The organism is Citrobacter sp. Igbk 14 (genome assembly GCF_028069825.1).
Lineage (GTDB): Bacteria > Pseudomonadota > Gammaproteobacteria > Enterobacterales > Enterobacteriaceae > Citrobacter.
Map to the genome: position 1 here is coordinate 15,925 of NZ_JANEWM010000021.1, position 16,917 is coordinate 32,841.

14 protein-coding genes are annotated in these 16,917 nt (G+C 52.1%); 7 read left to right on the plus strand and 7 right to left on the minus strand.

All coding sequences use genetic code 11. From position 1 onward, the window contains the following. Positions 1 to 4: 4 nt before the first annotated feature. A complete protein-coding gene (gene putA, locus NNN64_RS10430; protein WP_271441335.1) occupies positions 5 to 3,967 on the minus strand; it encodes a trifunctional transcriptional regulator/proline dehydrogenase/L-glutamate gamma-semialdehyde dehydrogenase in 3,963 nt (1,320 codons plus the stop codon). Positions 3,968 to 4,389: 422 nt separating this feature from the next. Between putA and putP the strand changes: the two genes are divergently transcribed. From putP to phoH, 5 genes are all read left to right on the plus strand, one after another. Beyond that, entirely contained in the window at positions 4,390 to 5,898 is a 1,509-nt protein-coding gene (gene putP / locus NNN64_RS10435) for a sodium/proline symporter PutP (RefSeq protein WP_271441336.1), read from the plus strand. Positions 5,899 to 6,119: 221 nt separating this feature from the next. After that, entirely contained in the window at positions 6,120 to 6,953 is an 834-nt protein-coding gene (efeU, locus tag NNN64_RS10440) for an iron uptake transporter permease EfeU (RefSeq protein ID WP_271441337.1), read from the plus strand. Positions 6,954 to 7,010: 57 nt separating this feature from the next. Continuing rightward, positions 7,011 to 8,138, plus strand: coding sequence for an iron uptake system protein EfeO (efeO, locus tag NNN64_RS10445; RefSeq protein ID WP_271441338.1), 1,128 nt, complete (start codon positions 7,011 to 7,013; stop codon positions 8,136 to 8,138). 5 nt (positions 8,139 to 8,143) lie between these two features. Beyond that, the gene (gene efeB, locus NNN64_RS10450; protein WP_271441339.1) at positions 8,144 to 9,427 is read left to right on the plus strand and encodes an iron uptake transporter deferrochelatase/peroxidase subunit; all 1,284 of its coding nucleotides are present in this window, start codon (positions 8,144 to 8,146) and stop codon (positions 9,425 to 9,427) included. A gap of 520 nt (positions 9,428 to 9,947) precedes the next feature. Beyond that, complete coding sequence (gene phoH / locus NNN64_RS10455) at positions 9,948 to 10,736, plus strand: phosphate starvation-inducible protein PhoH (protein ID WP_199954506.1); 789 nt, start codon at positions 9,948 to 9,950, stop codon at positions 10,734 to 10,736. Between the two features lie 177 nt (positions 10,737 to 10,913). Here phoH and artJ read toward each other — a convergent pair whose 3' ends face one another. The 6 genes from artJ to NNN64_RS10485 form a co-directional block, all read right to left on the minus strand. Then, positions 10,914 to 11,645: an arginine ABC transporter substrate-binding protein ArtJ gene (artJ, locus tag NNN64_RS10460; RefSeq protein WP_271441340.1), complete on the minus strand. Its 732-nt coding sequence runs from the start codon at positions 11,643 to 11,645 to the stop codon at positions 10,914 to 10,916. Between the two features lie 239 nt (positions 11,646 to 11,884). Next, a complete protein-coding gene (artM, locus tag NNN64_RS10465) occupies positions 11,885 to 12,553 on the minus strand; it encodes an arginine ABC transporter permease ArtM (RefSeq protein ID WP_137382221.1) in 669 nt (222 codons plus the stop codon). After that, complete coding sequence (gene artQ, locus NNN64_RS10470; protein ID WP_271441341.1) at positions 12,553 to 13,269, minus strand: arginine ABC transporter permease ArtQ; 717 nt, start codon at positions 13,267 to 13,269, stop codon at positions 12,553 to 12,555. The genes artM and artQ overlap by 1 nt, the downstream gene beginning before the upstream one ends. A 6-nt stretch (positions 13,270 to 13,275) precedes the next feature. Beyond that, positions 13,276 to 14,007, minus strand: coding sequence for an arginine ABC transporter substrate-binding protein ArtI (artI, locus tag NNN64_RS10475; RefSeq protein ID WP_003027298.1), 732 nt, complete (start codon positions 14,005 to 14,007; stop codon positions 13,276 to 13,278). A gap of 16 nt (positions 14,008 to 14,023) precedes the next feature. Next, a complete protein-coding gene (artP, locus tag NNN64_RS10480) occupies positions 14,024 to 14,752 on the minus strand; it encodes an arginine ABC transporter ATP-binding protein ArtP (protein ID WP_137382222.1) in 729 nt (242 codons plus the stop codon). A gap of 352 nt (positions 14,753 to 15,104) precedes the next feature. Then, entirely contained in the window at positions 15,105 to 15,620 is a 516-nt protein-coding gene (locus tag NNN64_RS10485) for a lipoprotein (protein WP_200000890.1), read from the minus strand. Between the two features lie 126 nt (positions 15,621 to 15,746). On the opposite strand from NNN64_RS10485, the gene NNN64_RS10490 reads away from it, so the two are divergent. Together NNN64_RS10490 and NNN64_RS10495 are read left to right on the plus strand one after the other, a co-directional pair. Continuing rightward, complete coding sequence (locus tag NNN64_RS10490; RefSeq protein WP_108474624.1) at positions 15,747 to 16,070, plus strand: heavy metal-binding domain-containing protein; 324 nt, start codon at positions 15,747 to 15,749, stop codon at positions 16,068 to 16,070. Further along, a complete protein-coding gene (locus tag NNN64_RS10495) occupies positions 16,067 to 16,897 on the plus strand; it encodes an N-acetylmuramoyl-L-alanine amidase (RefSeq protein WP_271441342.1) in 831 nt (276 codons plus the stop codon). The genes NNN64_RS10490 and NNN64_RS10495 overlap by 4 nt, the downstream gene beginning before the upstream one ends. Positions 16,898 to 16,917: the final 20 nt, after the last annotated feature.

Sequence of the window (16,917 nt, forward strand, 5' to 3'; positions counted from 1 at the left end):
AACCTTAGCCGATTGTCATCAGGCTGGCGTTCCCACCCGCCGCGGCGGTATTCACGCTCAACGAACGTTCAATATACAGCCTCTCCAGCAGGATATTGCTCTCGCCGCGGGCAAATCCTTGTACCGAAACAATCGCACCTTCCCGTGCCGCTACCGATTCGCACAGTGCGCGTAGCTGGTCAGAATCGCCGTGGAAGATAACGGCATCGAACGGCTGCGCGGTGAGGGTGTCTGCTTTGGCAAACTGAATGCGCCCACAGAGGGCGGCAGGCAGACGTTTTGCCAGTTCGCGATGGAAAGCATCATCTTGCCACAGGATGAGACTGCCAACGGAGGCCACGGCAGCAACCTGCACCAGCGCATCCTGTTCGTTATCGGCCATACACAGCACACGTTCACGCGGCAACAGCGTCCAGGTGTTACGTTCACCGGTTGGTCCTGGCAGCAAACGCTGGGTTCCTGCTTGTGCCAGTTCGGCAAACTGCTGGCAGAGCGCATGCAGCGACGGACGATCGATTGCCCATGCGGTGAGCGCTTCCAGCGGTTGAATCAGCGCTGATTTAAGCTGTGCATCGACAGGGTAGTCTGCATCCTGGCGGGCCAGCGTGACGGCCAGTGCATTTTCCGGACGGTTTGCCAGCAAGCGGTACAGATACAGTGGGCCACCGGCTTTGGGTCCGGTTCCTGACAATCCTTCGCCACCAAATGGCTGCACGCCGACTACTGCGCCTACCATATTACGGTTAACGTACAAGTTACCAACGTGCGCGGACCCGGTGACCTGCGCGATGGTTTCATCAATACGAGTATGTACGCCAAGCGTCAGGCCGTAACCGGAGGCATTGATTTGCTCAATCAAATTGTCGAGGTTATTACGGGTGTAACGCACGACGTGCAGCACCGGGCCGAATACCTCTTTTTGTAGCTCATCAAAGCTTTCCAGCTCAATCAACGTCGGTGCAATAAAGGTCCCGGTTTGCCATTCACGCGCATCATCGCTGTTCTCACGTACGGCCTGGAATACCGGACGTCCTTTGGCACGCATGGCCTGAATATGATGTTCAATATTGGCTTTGGCTTCTTCATCAATAACTGGCCCAATATCGGTGGTCAGACGGCCTGGGTTACCCATACGACATTCGGCCATCGCGCCGCGCAGCATTTTCAGCGTGTGGTCGGCAATATCATCCTGTAGGCACAGGACGCGCAGTGCCGAGCAACGCTGTCCGGCGCTGTCAAACGCAGAGGCCAGCACGTCCACCACAACCTGTTCCGTTAACGCAGATGAGTCGACGATCATGGCGTTCATCCCGCCCGTTTCAGCGATGAGCGGAATTGGACGACCCTGAGCATCCAGACGAGTAGCAATATTTCGCTGCAACAGCGTGGCGACTTCCGTTGAACCGGTGAACATGACTCCGCGTACACGTTCATCGGAGGTGAGTTGCGCGCCGACGGTTTCCCCTTGGCCTGGCAACAGTTGCACCACGCCTGGCGGTACACCGGCTTCCAGCAAAATAGCGATGCCCTGAGCGGCAATCAGTGGGGTTTGCTCTGCAGGTTTTGCCAGCACGCTGTTTCCTGCTGCCAGCGCAGCCGCAATTTGTCCGCTGAAAATGGCCAGTGGGAAGTTCCACGGGCTGATACAGACCACTGGACCGAGCGGACGATGCGTTTCGTTGTCGAAATCATCACGAACCTGGCCGGCATAGTAGTGCAGGAAGTCAACGGCTTCGCGTACTTCCGCAATGGCATTGCTGAAGGTTTTCCCCGCTTCACGCACCAGAATGCCAATCAGTTGCTGCATCTGGCCCTCCATCAAAATAGCGGCGCGATGCAGAATGGCGGCACGTTCTTGTGGCGGTGTAGCAAACCAGATAGGGGCATTATTGACGGCGTTCTGTAGCGCCTGCTCCACTTCAGCGTGAGTCGCTTCTCGCACGTAGCCCACAATGTCTTTCGGCTCAGCCGGGTTGACGACCGGCGTCATTTCACCGTCTGCAACCGGATGTTCGAGCATCGGTTTGGCGTGCCATTTTTGCAGCGCGCTGTTGAGCAGGGCAGAGGACAGCGAAGCCAGGCGGTGTTCATTTGCTAAATCCAGCCCTGCGGAGTTTTCGCGGCCTTTTCCATATAGGGAACGTGGGAGTGCAATCTTTGGATGCGGCAGCCCAGCCTGACCTTCCTGCTGCGCCAGTTTCTCGACCGCTTCAACTGGATCGGCGACCAGTTCATCCAGCGGCAGGGTGGTATCCGCAATACGGTTGACGAACGAGGTGTTGGCGCCATTTTCCAGCAGACGACGAACCAGGTAAGCCAGCAGCGTTTCATGTGTACCAACGGGGGCATAAATACGGCATGGGCGGTTGAGTTTACCGTCTGCGACTTTGCCGGTGACCTGTTCGTACAGCGGTTCACCCATGCCGTGCAGGCACTGGAACTCATACTGACCCGGATAGTAGTTTTGACCTGCTAACTGATAAATTGCCGCCAGCGTATGCGCGTTGTGGGTAGCGAACTGCGGGTAGATCAGGTTTGGTACGGCGAGCAATTTCTTCGCGCAAGCCAGATAGGAAACGTCGGTGTACACCTTACGGGTGTACACCGGATAGCCTTCCAGACCGTCCATCTGGGCACGTTTGATTTCACTATCCCAGTACGCACCTTTAACCAGACGGATCATCAGGCGACGGCGGCTACGGGTTGCCAGGTCGATCAGGTAGTCGATGACGTAAGGGCAGCGCTTCTGGTAGGCCTGAATAACAAAACCGATCCCGTTCCAGCCTGCCAGTTCGGGCTCAAAGCACAGTTTTTCCAGCAGATCGAGGGAGATCTCCAGTCGGTCGGCTTCTTCGGCATCGATGTTAATGCCGATGTCGTACTGGCGCGCCAGCAGGGTCAGCGACTTCAGGCGTGGATAAAGCTCATCCATCACGCGGTCATACTGCGCACGGCTGTAGCGTGGGTGCAGCGCAGACAGTTTGATGGAGATCCCCGGGCCTTCATAAATACCGCGTCCATTCGACGCTTTACCAATGGCATGGATCGCCTGCTGGTAGGAGACCATATAGGCCTGGGCATCGGCGGCGGTCAGCGCAGCCTCACCCAGCATGTCATAGGAGTAGCGGAAGCCTTTCTCTTCCAGTTTACGTGCGTTAGCCAGTGCTTCTGCAATGGTTTCTCCGGTGACGAATTGCTCACCCATCAAGCGCATCGCCATGTCGACGCCTTTTCGCACCAGCGGTTCACCGCTCTTGCCGATGATGCGGTTCAGCGAGCGTGAGAGGCTGGCTTCGTTATGGGTGGAGACCAGACGACCGGTAAACAACAATCCCCACGTTGCAGCGTTAACGAACAGAGACGGGCTGCGTCCGATGTGTGATTGCCAGTTGCCGTTGCTGATTTTGTCGCGGATCAGCGCATCGCGGGTGGCTTTGTCGGGAATACGCAGCAGTGCTTCAGCCAGACACATCAGCGCGACGCCTTCCTGTGAGGAAAGGGAGAATTCCTGCAACAGTCCCTGGACCATGCCGGCACGCCCGCTGGCCGTCTTTTGGTTGCGCAGTTTATCTGCCAACTGATAGGCCAGTTTATGGGCCTGCTCTGCGATAGGTTGCGGCAGACGAGCCTGCTCCATCAACATGGGTACCGCATCGGTTTCAGCACGGCGATATGCCGCGGTAATGGCCGCACGGGAAACAGACTGCGGCAGGATCTGCTCTGCAAATTCAAGGAAAGGCTGGTGCGCTTCATTTTGTTGCGCAGTGGATTCCTCGCTCTCATTTGCTGCACCCGCCAGCAGGGCAGGCAGCTCCGGAAGCGCATCGTCATTTTCCAGTCTTTCGAGATAATTAAAGATGGCCTGCTTGATAAGCCAGTGCGGTGTGCGATCGATTCGTGATGCTGCTGTTTTAATCCGCTCGCGCGTGGCGTCGTCCAGTTTAACCCCCATCGTGGTGGTTCCCATGCCATTTACTCCTGTTGTACTGAAATACGGGGCTGATAGTTACCGAGAAATATCCACTATGTTGCAACTTTGTGCAACCGTGTTAAATGTGACTTGGTTTGCAAGCTTGAAAATGAATGAAATGTTAATAAAGATGATGTTTATAACAAGGGGTGTAAAAAACGCAGAATCTTTTTCTCTGCGATAGTTAACACTTTTTAAAGGTGCAACCAGAAAAAATGTGAGAGAGTGCAACCTACAGAAAAATGCTATCTACTCTGGATCAAAATTGATGTAAATGGTGTGTTAAATCGATTGTGAATGGCCATGGCTTCCGGCAGGATACGGTCGCCCTGGTCAATATAGATATCTTTGCCACGTTCCGGCAGGGTAATAAAACGGCAAGCCACGGCATTGCCGATACATAATTTTGGAGAGTTTTGATGGCTATTAGCACACCGATGTTAGTCACATTCTGTGTCTATATTTTTGGCATGATATTGATAGGGTTTATTGCATGGCGTTCGACCAAAAACTTTGATGATTATATTCTGGGTGGACGCAGTCTGGGTCCGTTCGTAACGGCGTTATCCGCTGGGGCATCCGACATGAGCGGCTGGCTGCTGATGGGGCTGCCAGGTGCGATTTTCCTGTCGGGGATTTCAGAAAGTTGGATCGCTATCGGTCTGGTATTAGGGGCGTGGGTCAACTGGAAACTGGTGGCCGGGCGTTTACGTGTACACACCGAATATAATAACAATGCGCTGACGTTGCCGGATTACTTTACCGGCCGTTTTGAAGATAAAAGCCGCGTGCTGCGTATTATTTCCGCACTGGTTATTCTGCTGTTTTTCACCATCTATTGTGCTTCAGGTATTGTAGCAGGGGCGCGTTTATTCGAAAGCACCTTTGGTATGAGCTACGAAACCGCGCTGTGGGCGGGAGCGGCCGCGACGATCATTTATACCTTTATTGGTGGCTTCCTGGCGGTGAGTTGGACCGATACCGTACAGGCCAGCCTGATGATCTTCGCACTGATCCTGACACCGGTGATGGTGATTATTGGTGTCGGCGGATTTGAAGACTCGCTGGAAGTGATTAAGCAAAAGAGCATTGAAAACGTCGATATGTTCAAAGGGCTTAACTTTGTTGCCATCATTTCACTGATGGGATGGGGGCTGGGTTATTTCGGTCAACCGCATATCCTGGCGCGCTTTATGGCTGCCGATTCCCACCATAGTATTGTCCATGCACGTCGCATCAGTATGACCTGGATGATTCTGTGTCTGGCTGGCGCTGTTGCCGTTGGTTTCTTCGGTATTGCTTACTTCAATAACAACCCGTCGGTAGCGGGTGCCGTGAACCAGAACGCCGAGCGCGTGTTTATTGAACTGGCGCAGATCCTGTTCAATCCATGGATTGCCGGTATTCTGTTATCTGCGATCCTCGCAGCGGTGATGTCGACGCTGAGTTGCCAACTGCTGGTATGCTCCAGTGCGATTACCGAAGATTTGTACAAAGCGTTCCTGCGTAAAAATGCCAGCCAGAAAGAGCTGGTATGGATTGGGCGTATCATGGTGCTGGTCGTGGCGCTGGTGTCCATCGCGCTGGCGGCAAACCCAGAGAACCGCGTGCTCGGCCTGGTGAGCTACGCCTGGGCTGGCTTTGGTGCTGCCTTTGGTCCGGTTGTTCTGTTCTCCGTAATGTGGTCGCGTATGACCCGTAACGGCGCGCTGGCTGGGATGGTCATTGGTGCTGTGACGGTTATCGTCTGGAAGCAGTTTGCCTGGTTGGGTCTGTATGAAATCATCCCGGGCTTCGTGTTTGGCAGCATCGGGATTGTAGTCTTCAGTCTGTGGGGTAAAGCGCCATCAGCAGCAATGCAGAAACGTTTTGCCGAGGCTGATGCTCATTATCATTCAGCACCGCCGTCGCGTTTGCAGGAAGAATAATCGCTGTATTGTTTTTAAAGCCCGCCGCGAGCGGGCTTTTTTATGTCTCCCTCACTTCGATCCAGCGTGCAATAACTGTTACCCACCTAACTGTTTACATTAAGTCATCATTCTCAAAACATTCTGCTTGAGTTTTTCTTTGCTGTAATGATAATCACTATCACTGTAATTTACTTTTCTTTGCATCACTTGACTGAGAATAACGTTAAAGGGTACTTCGCATGTTTGTTCCATTTCTAATTATGTTGCGCGAAGGGTTAGAGGCCGCGCTGATTGTCAGCCTGATTGCCAGCTACCTGAAACGGACTCAGCGTGGTCGCTGGATTGGCGTGATGTGGATTGGTGTGTTGCTGGCGGCGGCGCTGTGCCTTTCGCTGGGAATTTTCATCAATGAAACCACGGGCGAATTCCCGCAAAAAGAGCAGGAGCTATTTGAAGGTATCGTGGCACTTATTGCTGTGGTGATCCTGACCTGGATGGTCTTCTGGATGCGTAAAGTATCGCGCAACGTCAAAGTTCAACTGGAACAGGCTGTCGATAACGCGTTACAGAAAGGCAATCATCATGGCTGGGCGCTGGTGATGATGGTCTTTTTTGCCGTCGCTCGTGAAGGGCTGGAGTCAGTCTTCTTTCTGCTGGCGGCATTTCAGCAGGATGTGGGTATTTGGCCACCGCTAGGTGCGATGCTGGGACTGGCTACCGCGGTGGTGCTGGGTTACCTGATTTATCTCGGTGGGATTCGCCTCAATCTCGGGGCTTTCTTTAAGTGGACCAGTCTGTTCATTTTGTTGGTTGCCGCAGGTCTTGCTGCGGGAGCCATTCGTGCATTCCACGAAGCTGGGTTATGGAATCATTTCCAGGACGTAGCGTTTGATATGAGCAGCGTTTTGTCAACGCATTCGCTGTTTGGCACATTGATGGAAGGCATCTTCGGCTATCAGGAAGCGCCAAGTGTTAGTGAAGTTGCTGTCTGGTTTATCTATCTGATTCCGGCATTGATTATGTTTGCTCTACCACCTCGTTCAGGCACTACGGCATCACGTACCGCACCCTGATAAAACGTGATGCAAGAATATCATTTAGTTACAACATACTTTTTATAGGGATGGGTCATGACGATTAATTTCCGCCGTAGTGCGCTGCAGTTGGGTATTGCCGCGCTGTTTGCTTCTGCTTTTACCGCTCACGCTGCTGATATCCCGCAGGTAAAAGTCACGGTAAATGATAAACAGTGTGAACCGATGACAATCACGGTGAATGCCGGGAAGACTCAATTCATCATTCAAAACCACAGTCAAAAAGCGCTGGAGTGGGAGATCCTCAAAGGCGTGATGGTGGTTGAAGAGCGTGAAAACATTGCACCCGGTTTTAGCCAGAAAATGACGGCTAACCTGCAGCCGGGTGAATATGATATGACCTGCGGTCTGCTGACCAACCCGAAAGGCAAGCTGATCGTGAAGGGGACGGCAACGGCAGATGCCGCGCACAGCGATGCTCTGCTGAGCCTGAGTGGTGCAATTACTGAATACAAAGCCTATGTAACGGCAGAAACAGCGCAACTGGTGTCAGGCACGAAAGCCTTTACGGATGCCATTAAAGCGGGCGATCTGGAGAAAGCCAAATCCCTGTATGCGCCAACGCGTCAGCATTATGAACGTATTGAGCCGATTGCCGAATTGTTCTCTGACCTCGATGGTAGCATTGATGCGCGTGAAGATGATTATGAGCAAAAAGCCGCCGATCCTAAATTCACCGGCTTCCACCGCCTGGAGAAAGCGCTGTTTGGCGACAATACCACTAAAGGTATGGACAAGTACGCCGACCAATTAAACAGCGATGTTCTTGACCTGCAAACGCGTATTAGCGAACTTGCTTTCCCACCGTCTAAAGTGGTTGGCGGGGCAGCAGGGCTGATTGAAGAAGTCGCAGCCAGCAAAATCAGTGGAGAAGAAGATCGTTACAGCCACACCGATTTGTGGGACTTCCAGGCTAACGTTGATGGCGCGCAGAAAATCGTCGATCTCCTGCGTCCTCAGTTACAAAAATCCAATGCTGATCTGTTGGCGAAGGTGGATGCGAACTTCAAAAAAGTCGATTCCATTCTGAGCAAGTACCGTACCAAAGACGGCTTTGAAACCTATGACAAACTGACCGATGCCGATCGTAATGCGCTGAAAGGGCCAATCACGACGCTGGCGGAAGACTTGTCGCAATTACGCGGTGTTTTGGGCCTGGATTAAGCACTATGCAGCAAGATAATGAAAACGGCGTGAGCGAACCGTCACGCCGACGTTTACTGAAAGGGATGGGGGCGCTGGGTGGGGCACTGGCGCTGGCTGGTGGATGCCCGGTCGCTCACGCGCAAAAAACGCAAAGTGCGCCGGGAACACTGTCACCTGATGCACGCAGTGAGAAACAACCGTTTTATGGCCAGCACCAGGCCGGTATCCTGACGCCGCAGCAGGCCTCAATGATGCTGGTGGCGTTTGATGTGCTCGCCAGCGATAAAGCTGACCTTGAGCGTCTGTTTCGTTTACTGACCCGCCGGTTTGCATTTTTGACAACCGGAGGGCCGGCACCAGAAACGCCGAATCCACGTTTACCGCCAATGGATTCCGGTATTCTTGGGGCATACATAGCGCCGGATAATCTGACGATGACGCTGTCGGTTGGATCTTCACTGTTTGATGATCGCTATGGTCTGAAAGCACAGATGCCGAAAAAACTGCAAAAAATGACGCGTTTTCCGAATGATTCACTGGATGCGGCGTTATGCCATGGCGACTTGCTGTTGCAGATTTGCGCCAATACGCAGGACACCGTTATCCATGCGCTGCGCGATATCATTAAGCACACGCCGGATCTGCTCAGCGTACGCTGGAAACGTGAAGGGTTTATCTCTGATCATGCCGCACGCAGTAAAGGTAAAGAGACTCCCGTCAATTTGCTGGGATTTAAGGATGGAACCGCGAATCCCGACGCTGCCGATACAACGCTGATGCAAAACGTGGTGTGGGTCACTGCGGAGCAGGGGGAACCGGCATGGGCACAAGATGGTAGCTATCAGGCCGTCAGGCTCATCCAGTTTCGCGTGGAATTCTGGGACCGTACGCCGCTTAAAGAGCAGCAAACGATTTTCGGCCGCGATAAACATACCGGCGCACCGCTGGGTATGCAGCACGAGCATGATGTTCCGGATTATGCCAACGATCCCGAAGGTGAGGTGATTGCGCTCGACAGCCATATTCGTCTGGCGAACCCGCGCACGAAAGAAACAGAGACCAGCCTGATGATGCGTCGTGGGTACAGCTATTCGCTTGGCGTGACCAATTCCGGGCAATTGGATATGGGATTGTTGTTCGTTTGCTATCAGCACGACCTGGAAAAAGGGTTTTTGACGGTTCAGAAACGCCTGAACGGTGAAGCGCTTGAAGAGTATGTCAAACCTATTGGTGGGGGCTACTTCTTTGCTTTACCTGGTGTCAAAACCGCTGACCACTATCTGGGGCAAGCCCTGCTCGAAGCATGATGATTCTGCCCCGCAGTGCTGCGGGGCATTTCCTGACACTCTGATGAATGAAAAAATTATTTTTCATGATCGGCGGCGGCTGAAATAATTCTGTCATCTCTCTGCAAGAGACTGTTGCTGGCGATAAGATGAAATTAAGTTAACAACAAGTAAAAATATTGTTGCATTAACGAAAGGTTATGATGTAATTATAAGTAATAGCGGTAGTTCCCGGCGGTGATAGTCATTCACTATGGAGATCGCGAATGGAAAAGTCCTGTACTGGACACGTTTTTCAAAGTTATTGCAGTCCCTTACGCGGACGTTTCTCTTCCGGTAGCCATCTCGTCACCGTTAAATCTCTCTCCCTTTCACTTCTTATCCTTGTAACTGACACCCTGTACGGTGCGCGTAGCCGTGTATGGCGTCTTATCCGAAGGCAGGCAATGGCTTACAAGGAAGCCAACCCTCAGATGTTCGTGCGCATAATCGTGCCGCCAACGGCGCGTGTGATGTATACCTACAACTCAAGGTGCTATCCATGGGAAGACAAAAAGCAGTGATCAAAGCTCGTCGCGAAGCAAAACGTGTGCTGAGGCGGGATTCGCGTAGCCATAAACAGCGCGAAGATGAATCGGTCACCTCGCTTGTGCAGATGGGCGGCGTAGAGGCGATTGGTATGGCGCGTGATAGCCGCGACGCCACACCGATCACGGCGCGAAATGAAGCTCAGGCGCACTACCTGAATGCTATCGAGAGTAAGCAGCTGATATTCGCCACGGGCGAAGCCGGGTGTGGTAAAACCTGGATCAGCGCGGCGAAAGCAGCAGAAGCCCTGATCCACAAAGATGTGGACAGGATCATTGTAACCCGTCCAGTTCTGCAAGCTGATGAAGACCTCGGCTTCTTACCTGGGGATGTCTCTGAGAAGTTCGCTCCCTATTTTCGTCCGGTTTATGACGTGCTGGTAAAACGTCTGGGAGCCTCCTTTATGCAATATTGCCTGCGACCTGAGATTGGTAAGGTAGAAATTGCGCCGTTCGCGTATATGCGGGGACGTACATTTGAAAATGCCGTTGTTATTCTGGACGAGGCTCAGAATGTGACTGCTGCGCAAATGAAGATGTTTTTGACTCGCCTCGGAGAGAATGTGACGGTGATTGTGAATGGGGACATTACCCAGTGCGATCTCCCCGCTCATGTTCGTTCAGGGCTAAGCGATGCGCTGGCCCGTTTCGAAGAAGATGACATGGTTGGGATCGTTCGATTCAACAAAGATGATTGCGTTCGCTCGGCACTGTGTCAGCGGACGCTCAATGCTTACAACTGATCTGTTTTGCGTCTTCAAGGCCCGGGAAACCGGGCTTTGTTTTTTGTCCCCCTGTGAGCACAACGGACTGATGGCGTGGCCGACATTGCAGGTGAGGTCCGGTGTTCACGTTGCATCCTGCATGGATAAATAGCAATAAAAAAGCCGCAGGTCGCGGCTTTTTAAACAAGACTGAGATTACTGTGGGAACCACTGGTCACTGATTTTCTGGTACGTGCCGTCAGCTTTGATGGCGGCCAGCGCATTGTTCAATTTTTCCAGCAGTGCTTTATTATCCGGGCGAACAGCAATACCAAGACCCGTACCAAAGTATTGCGGATCGGTGACTTTTGCCGTCGCAGTACCTAACTGTGGATTGGTTTTCAGCCACTCATTGACGACGGCAGTGTCGCCAAATACGCCATCAATACGGCCATTTTTCAGGTCGATGATTGCATTCTGATAGCTGTCGTAGGCCACGGTTTTTACTTCAGGATGCTTGTCCTGCAGGTATTTCTGGTGCGTGGTACCGTTTTCCATCCCGATACGTTTGCCTTTCAGATCATCAAAGCTCTTGTAGGTGTCTTTCTTCGCAATCACCAGCGCTGAGTTGGCATAGTACGGCTGGGTGAAGGAAACCTGCTTGCTACGTTCAGGCGTGATGTCCATACCGGAAATCACCGCATCATATTTTTTGAATTTCAGCGCGGGAATAAGGCTGTCGAAAGCATGATTAGTAAAAGTACATTCAGCCTGCATTTGTTTGCACAATGCTGTTGCCAGATCGATATCAAAACCGACAATTTTATTGCTGGCGTCCAGTGATTCGAATGGTGGGTAGGTTGCTGATACACCGAAACTAATCTTATCAGCAGCTGCGGCGCCAGCGGCGAAAGTAGCAAGTAATGCGGCCAGTACTAACTTTTTCATGGTGGAACTCCCGTCTGTCAATCTTATGATTATTTACCGTGTCTGCGGCGTGGATTCACAATGCCACTTAATGAATTTGTATGCAATAAAAATGATTAAATATTTTTATTGGCATAAAAAAAGACGGACAATTTAGAATGTTGTCCGTCTTTATGTTTTTGTATTATGCACATTCTTCGGATGACGGCGCTGGCACCTTATCCGGCCGACATCGGCGCAAAAACCGCAGCGGCATCGACTTAATTCCGGTGTTCAAACGCCAGGGCTTTACGTTCGATCAAGCGCATCATCAACGTCAGCAAGCCATTGACGATCAGGTAAATCACGCCAGCTGCACCAAAGACCATGACGTCATAGGTACGGCCGTACAGCAGTTGGCTGTAGCCCATGACTTCCATCAGTGTGATGGTGTACGCCAGTGATGTACTTTTAAAGACCAGTACCACTTCGTTGGAATACGAGGAGAGGGCGCGTTTAAAGGCATACGGCAGCAGAATGGCCAGCGTATCCTTTTTGCTCATCCCCAGCGCACCACAGGACTGCCACTGGCCTTCCGGGATTGCTCGAATCGCACCATAAAACAGTTGCGTGGTATAGGCCGCACTGTTTAAGGACAGTGCGATTAACGCGCACAGCCATGGTTCGGACAGCAAATGCCAGAGCACTGGATATTCCTGCAGCGCAGGGAACTGCCCTGGTCCGTAGTAGATCAGGAATATTTGCACCAGCAGCGGTGTACCGGTAAACAACGTGATATAGGCGCGAACCAGCCACACCAGTACCGGCGTTTTCAGTGTCAGGATAACAGTGAAAACCAACGCCAGAACCAGTGCCACCACAATCGAGGCGACCGTCAGCGTCAGGCTGGTGTGCAGCCCTTTCAGTAGTTCAGGTAAATACTCAAGCATTAGCCTGGTCTCCGCTCAAAACGTGTCGCGCGCAGGTCAATGCGTTTGAGAATGTACTGACTCACCAGCGTAATCACCAGGTAAATAGCCGCCGCGACGATGTACCAGGTAAAGGGTTCCTGAGTACGGGTCGCAATGCTCTTGGTTTGTAGCATCAGATCGTTCACGCTGATGAGGCTAACCAGTGCGGTATCTTTCAGCAACACCAGCCACTGGTTACCCAGACCCGGCAGGGCATGGCGCCACATTTGCGGCATCACCAGGCGAAAGAAAATCGCGGTTTTAGATAAACCCAGCGCCTGGCCTGATTCCCATTGTCCAAGCGGAACCGCTTTCAACGCACCGCGCAGCGTTTGTGAGGCATAGGCTGCATAAAGCAATGACAGTGCAATCACACCGCACAGGAACGGGCTGACGTCGAAGTTTTCAATCTGCATCTGAACGGGAATTTGCACGAACCCGAGATTGATCGTAAACCCATCGGCCAGCGTCAGCAGCAGTTGAGAGGAACCGAAATAGATAAACAGAACGACCAGAATTTCTGGTAACCCGCGCAGGATAGTGACCAGCCCTGAACCTGCCCATGCCACTGGACGCCATTTTACAGACTCCCAGACGGCAAAGAACATGGCGAGTGCAAGGCCAATAATCAGCGCACAAACGGCAAGGCCGACGGTCATCCCGGCGGCGCTTGCTAAAGGAAAAAATTCATTCATCAAATATTACTTCTGGAACCATTTGTTATAGATGGTCTCGTAAGTCCCATCTTTCTTCACTTTTTCCAGCGCAGCGTTAAATTTCTGCTGCAGCTCGGTATTACCCTGGCGCACAGCAATGCCCAGACCGGTACCGAAGTAATCTTTATCCGTCACTTTATCGCCAACTGCAGCCAGTTTCGGATTGTCTTTCAGCCATTCCGTTACCACTGCGGTATCACCAAAGACGCCATCAATACGACCGTTTTGCAGATCCAGTTTGGCATTCTGATAGCTGTCATATGGCACGGTAGTCACTTCCGGGTGTTTATCCATGATGAATTTTTGGTGCGTGGTACCGTTCTGTACGCCGACTTTTTTGCCTTTCAGCTGGTCGATGCTGGTGTATTTACCCTGCTGGCCGACAAACAGTGCCGAGTTGTCGTAGTAAGGCGTCGTGAACAGTACCTGCTTTTCACGTTCTGGTGTGATGTCCATACCGGCCATTACCGCGTCAAAGCGGCGGAACTTCAGGCTAGGGATCAGGCTGTCGAAGGCCTGATTGGTGAACGTACAGGTAGCGTCAATCTCTTTACACAGCGCATTCGCCAAATCAACGTCAAAGCCTACGATCTTGTTATTAGCATCGATGGATTCAAACGGAGGATAGGACGCTTCGGTAGCGAAACGAATGGTTTGGGCTGCGGTAGCGGAAAGACTAAAACCTGCGATTAGCGCGGCAATCAGAACTTTTTTCATTGTATTGTCCCGAATCTTAGTGAGAAAGATAGTTTTTAAACGCTTCGGTTTGCGGGTTGGCAAAGCAGCTCGCATCCCCAAACTCGACGATATGACCGTTTTCCATATACACCACACGACTGGCTGTTTTACGTGCAACTTCCACTTCGTGGGTGACGATCACCTGAGTAATTTTAGTTTCCGCCAGCTCACGAATGATGCTGACGATTTGGGCCGTGATTTCCGGGTCAAGCGCTGCGGTAGGTTCGTCAAACAGCAGTACCTGCGGTTCCATCATCAACGCACGGGCAATCGCCACACGCTGCTGTTGACCGCCAGACAAATGCAGTGGGTAGCGATCGCTGTAAGGCTTCAGGCGCAGACGCTCAAGCAGTTTTTCAGCACGCGCCAGTGCTTGTTCTTTCGTCAGACCAAGTACGCGGCAGGGCGCTTCAATCAGGTTTTGCTGTACCGTCAGGTGCGGCCAAAGATTGTATTGCTGGAAGACCATGCCCACGTTTTGACGCAGCTCACGAATGGCTTTATCTGATGGGGTTTTCGTGAAGTCGAAACGGTTACCTGCAATAGAGAGCGTGCCCGAGCGTGGCATCTCAAGCAGATTGAGTACACGCAGTAGCGAGCTTTTCCCGGCTCCACTTGGGCCAAGTAACACCAGTGTTTCACCCTGAGGGCAATCCAGCGTGATATCGAACAGCGCCTGATGTGCGCCGTAGAAGCAGTTAATGCCGTTTAATTGAATACTCATTGATTCTCGTATGCTGGCAGTCTGATAGCTATACACTTCATCCTTCAAGCTGCCTCTTTGTTGGCTGCGTTCATTCACTCCAGCCACGTACTATTCGTACGCTCCTGGAGATTCATTCACTTGCCGCCTCGACGCATCATGAATGATTTTGTGTATATTGAAGCCGCAGATACTACCTTTGGCAGAATAGTTATGCAATATTTATGCGTTAAAAGTTAAATGCAAACCGCATTCTTATCTAAACATAGCACAAAATAGCGGGGCCACCAGTGGGCAAGAATAATTGTCGGCATTCTATGCAGAATGCCAGACAATTTATGGGGGTTATGATTTGATGAGATGAATGGGGAGATTAGCGGTTTTCGACAGACTGGCGCAGTGTCCCGGCTGGCGCGTGTACGCTGCCGCCCAGATAACGCACATCGTCAACTACCCAGCACTGGCCTTCGCGGATCATCAGCACTTCATCACGCCAGCTTTGGTCGCCCTGTTTAAGCTCTACACGCAGCGGAATATTGCGTGCATCACTATTCGGAATAGTCGATGCGCTGGCGACGCTGGCGCTGTCCGGTAACGTGGCGCGACTGGAGAACGGATCGCTGTTAAACAGTTCGCGATGCGCGTTATCACGGCTGGCATCATTCAGCAGTTTCGCCAGGTTGTCGCTTAAGTACGGGCGCAGGGCGGTGATGTCATTATTACGATGCTGAATGCGGTAATCATAGAATTGCTGGGCCACGCTGTCTGGCCCGCCTTCTACGCATGAACCGCTACGCGTGCCGTTATCTTTATAGACCGGCGTCACGGTAGTACAGGCGCTGAGAAGAAGTGCACAGGGAACCAGCAGAGAGAGTTTCGAGTAGCGCATAATGATTTCCTTATTAGCTTTCTACGATTAGTGTTCTACGTTGATAGAATATATCCTTTCAATGATAGTGGATCGGTTCGATAATGCTTTTGAGATCGTGCTCTTAGCGCAACAAGGAGATTAACCATGCAGTTTTCGACTACCCCTACGCTTGAAGGGCAGACCATCGTGGAATACTGCGGTGTGGTAACCGGCGAAGCTATTTTAGGCGCAAATATCTTCCGCGATTTCTTTGCGGGTATCCGTGATATCGTCGGTGGGCGCTCCGGCGCGTATGAAAAAGAATTACGTAAAGCGCGTGAAATTGCCTTCCAGGAACTCGGCGAACAAGCCAAAGCATTGGGCGCTGATGCGGTTGTCGGTATCGATATTGATTACGAGACCGTCGGGAAAGATAGCAGTATGCTGATGGTCAGCGTCAGCGGTACCGCGGTAAAAACTCGCCGATGAAGCGTCTGCTGTGGTTGCTGGCGTTCACGCTGCTGTTGGCCGGGTGTGCCGGCGAGAAAGGGATTATCGATAAAGACGGGTATCAGTTAGATACCCGCCGTCAGGCTCAGGCTGCCTATCCCCGCATTAAGGTGTTGGTTATTCATTACACCGCAGATGATTTTGATTCATCACTGGCTACGCTGACGGATAAAAACGTCAGTTCGCATTATTTGATCCCGGCGGTGCCGCCGTTGTATCACGGTAAGCCGCGTATCTGGCAACTGGTCCCGGAAAAAGATTTGGCCTGGCATGCGGGGATTAGCTTCTGGCGTGGTGCCACGCGCATCAACGACACATCGATTGGTATTGAGCTGGAAAATCGCGGCTGGCAAACGTCGGCGGGAACGAAATATTTCACCCCGTTTGAAGCAACACAGATTCAGGCGTTGATCCCGCTGGCAAAGGATATTATTGCCCGTTACGACATCAAGCCACAAAACGTCGTGGCTCATGCGGATATCGCGCCACAGCGTAAAGATGATCCCGGCCCCCTGTTCCCGTGGCGTGAGCTGGCAGCACAAGGTATTGGCGCGTGGCCGGATGCGCAGCGCGTCACGTTTTATCTCGCCGGGCGTGCGCCTCATACGCCGGTAGATACCGCCTCGTTGCTTGATGTGTTGTCGCGCTATGGCTATGACGTTAAACCTGAAATGACGCCACGTGAACAACAGCGGGTGATTATGGCGTTCCAGATGCACTTCCGCCCGGCGTTGTGGAACGGCGTGGCGGATGCTGAAACCCTGGCGATTGCCGAGGCGTTACTGGAGAAATACGGGCAGGGTTAACGCAGATCACCGATGCCTGA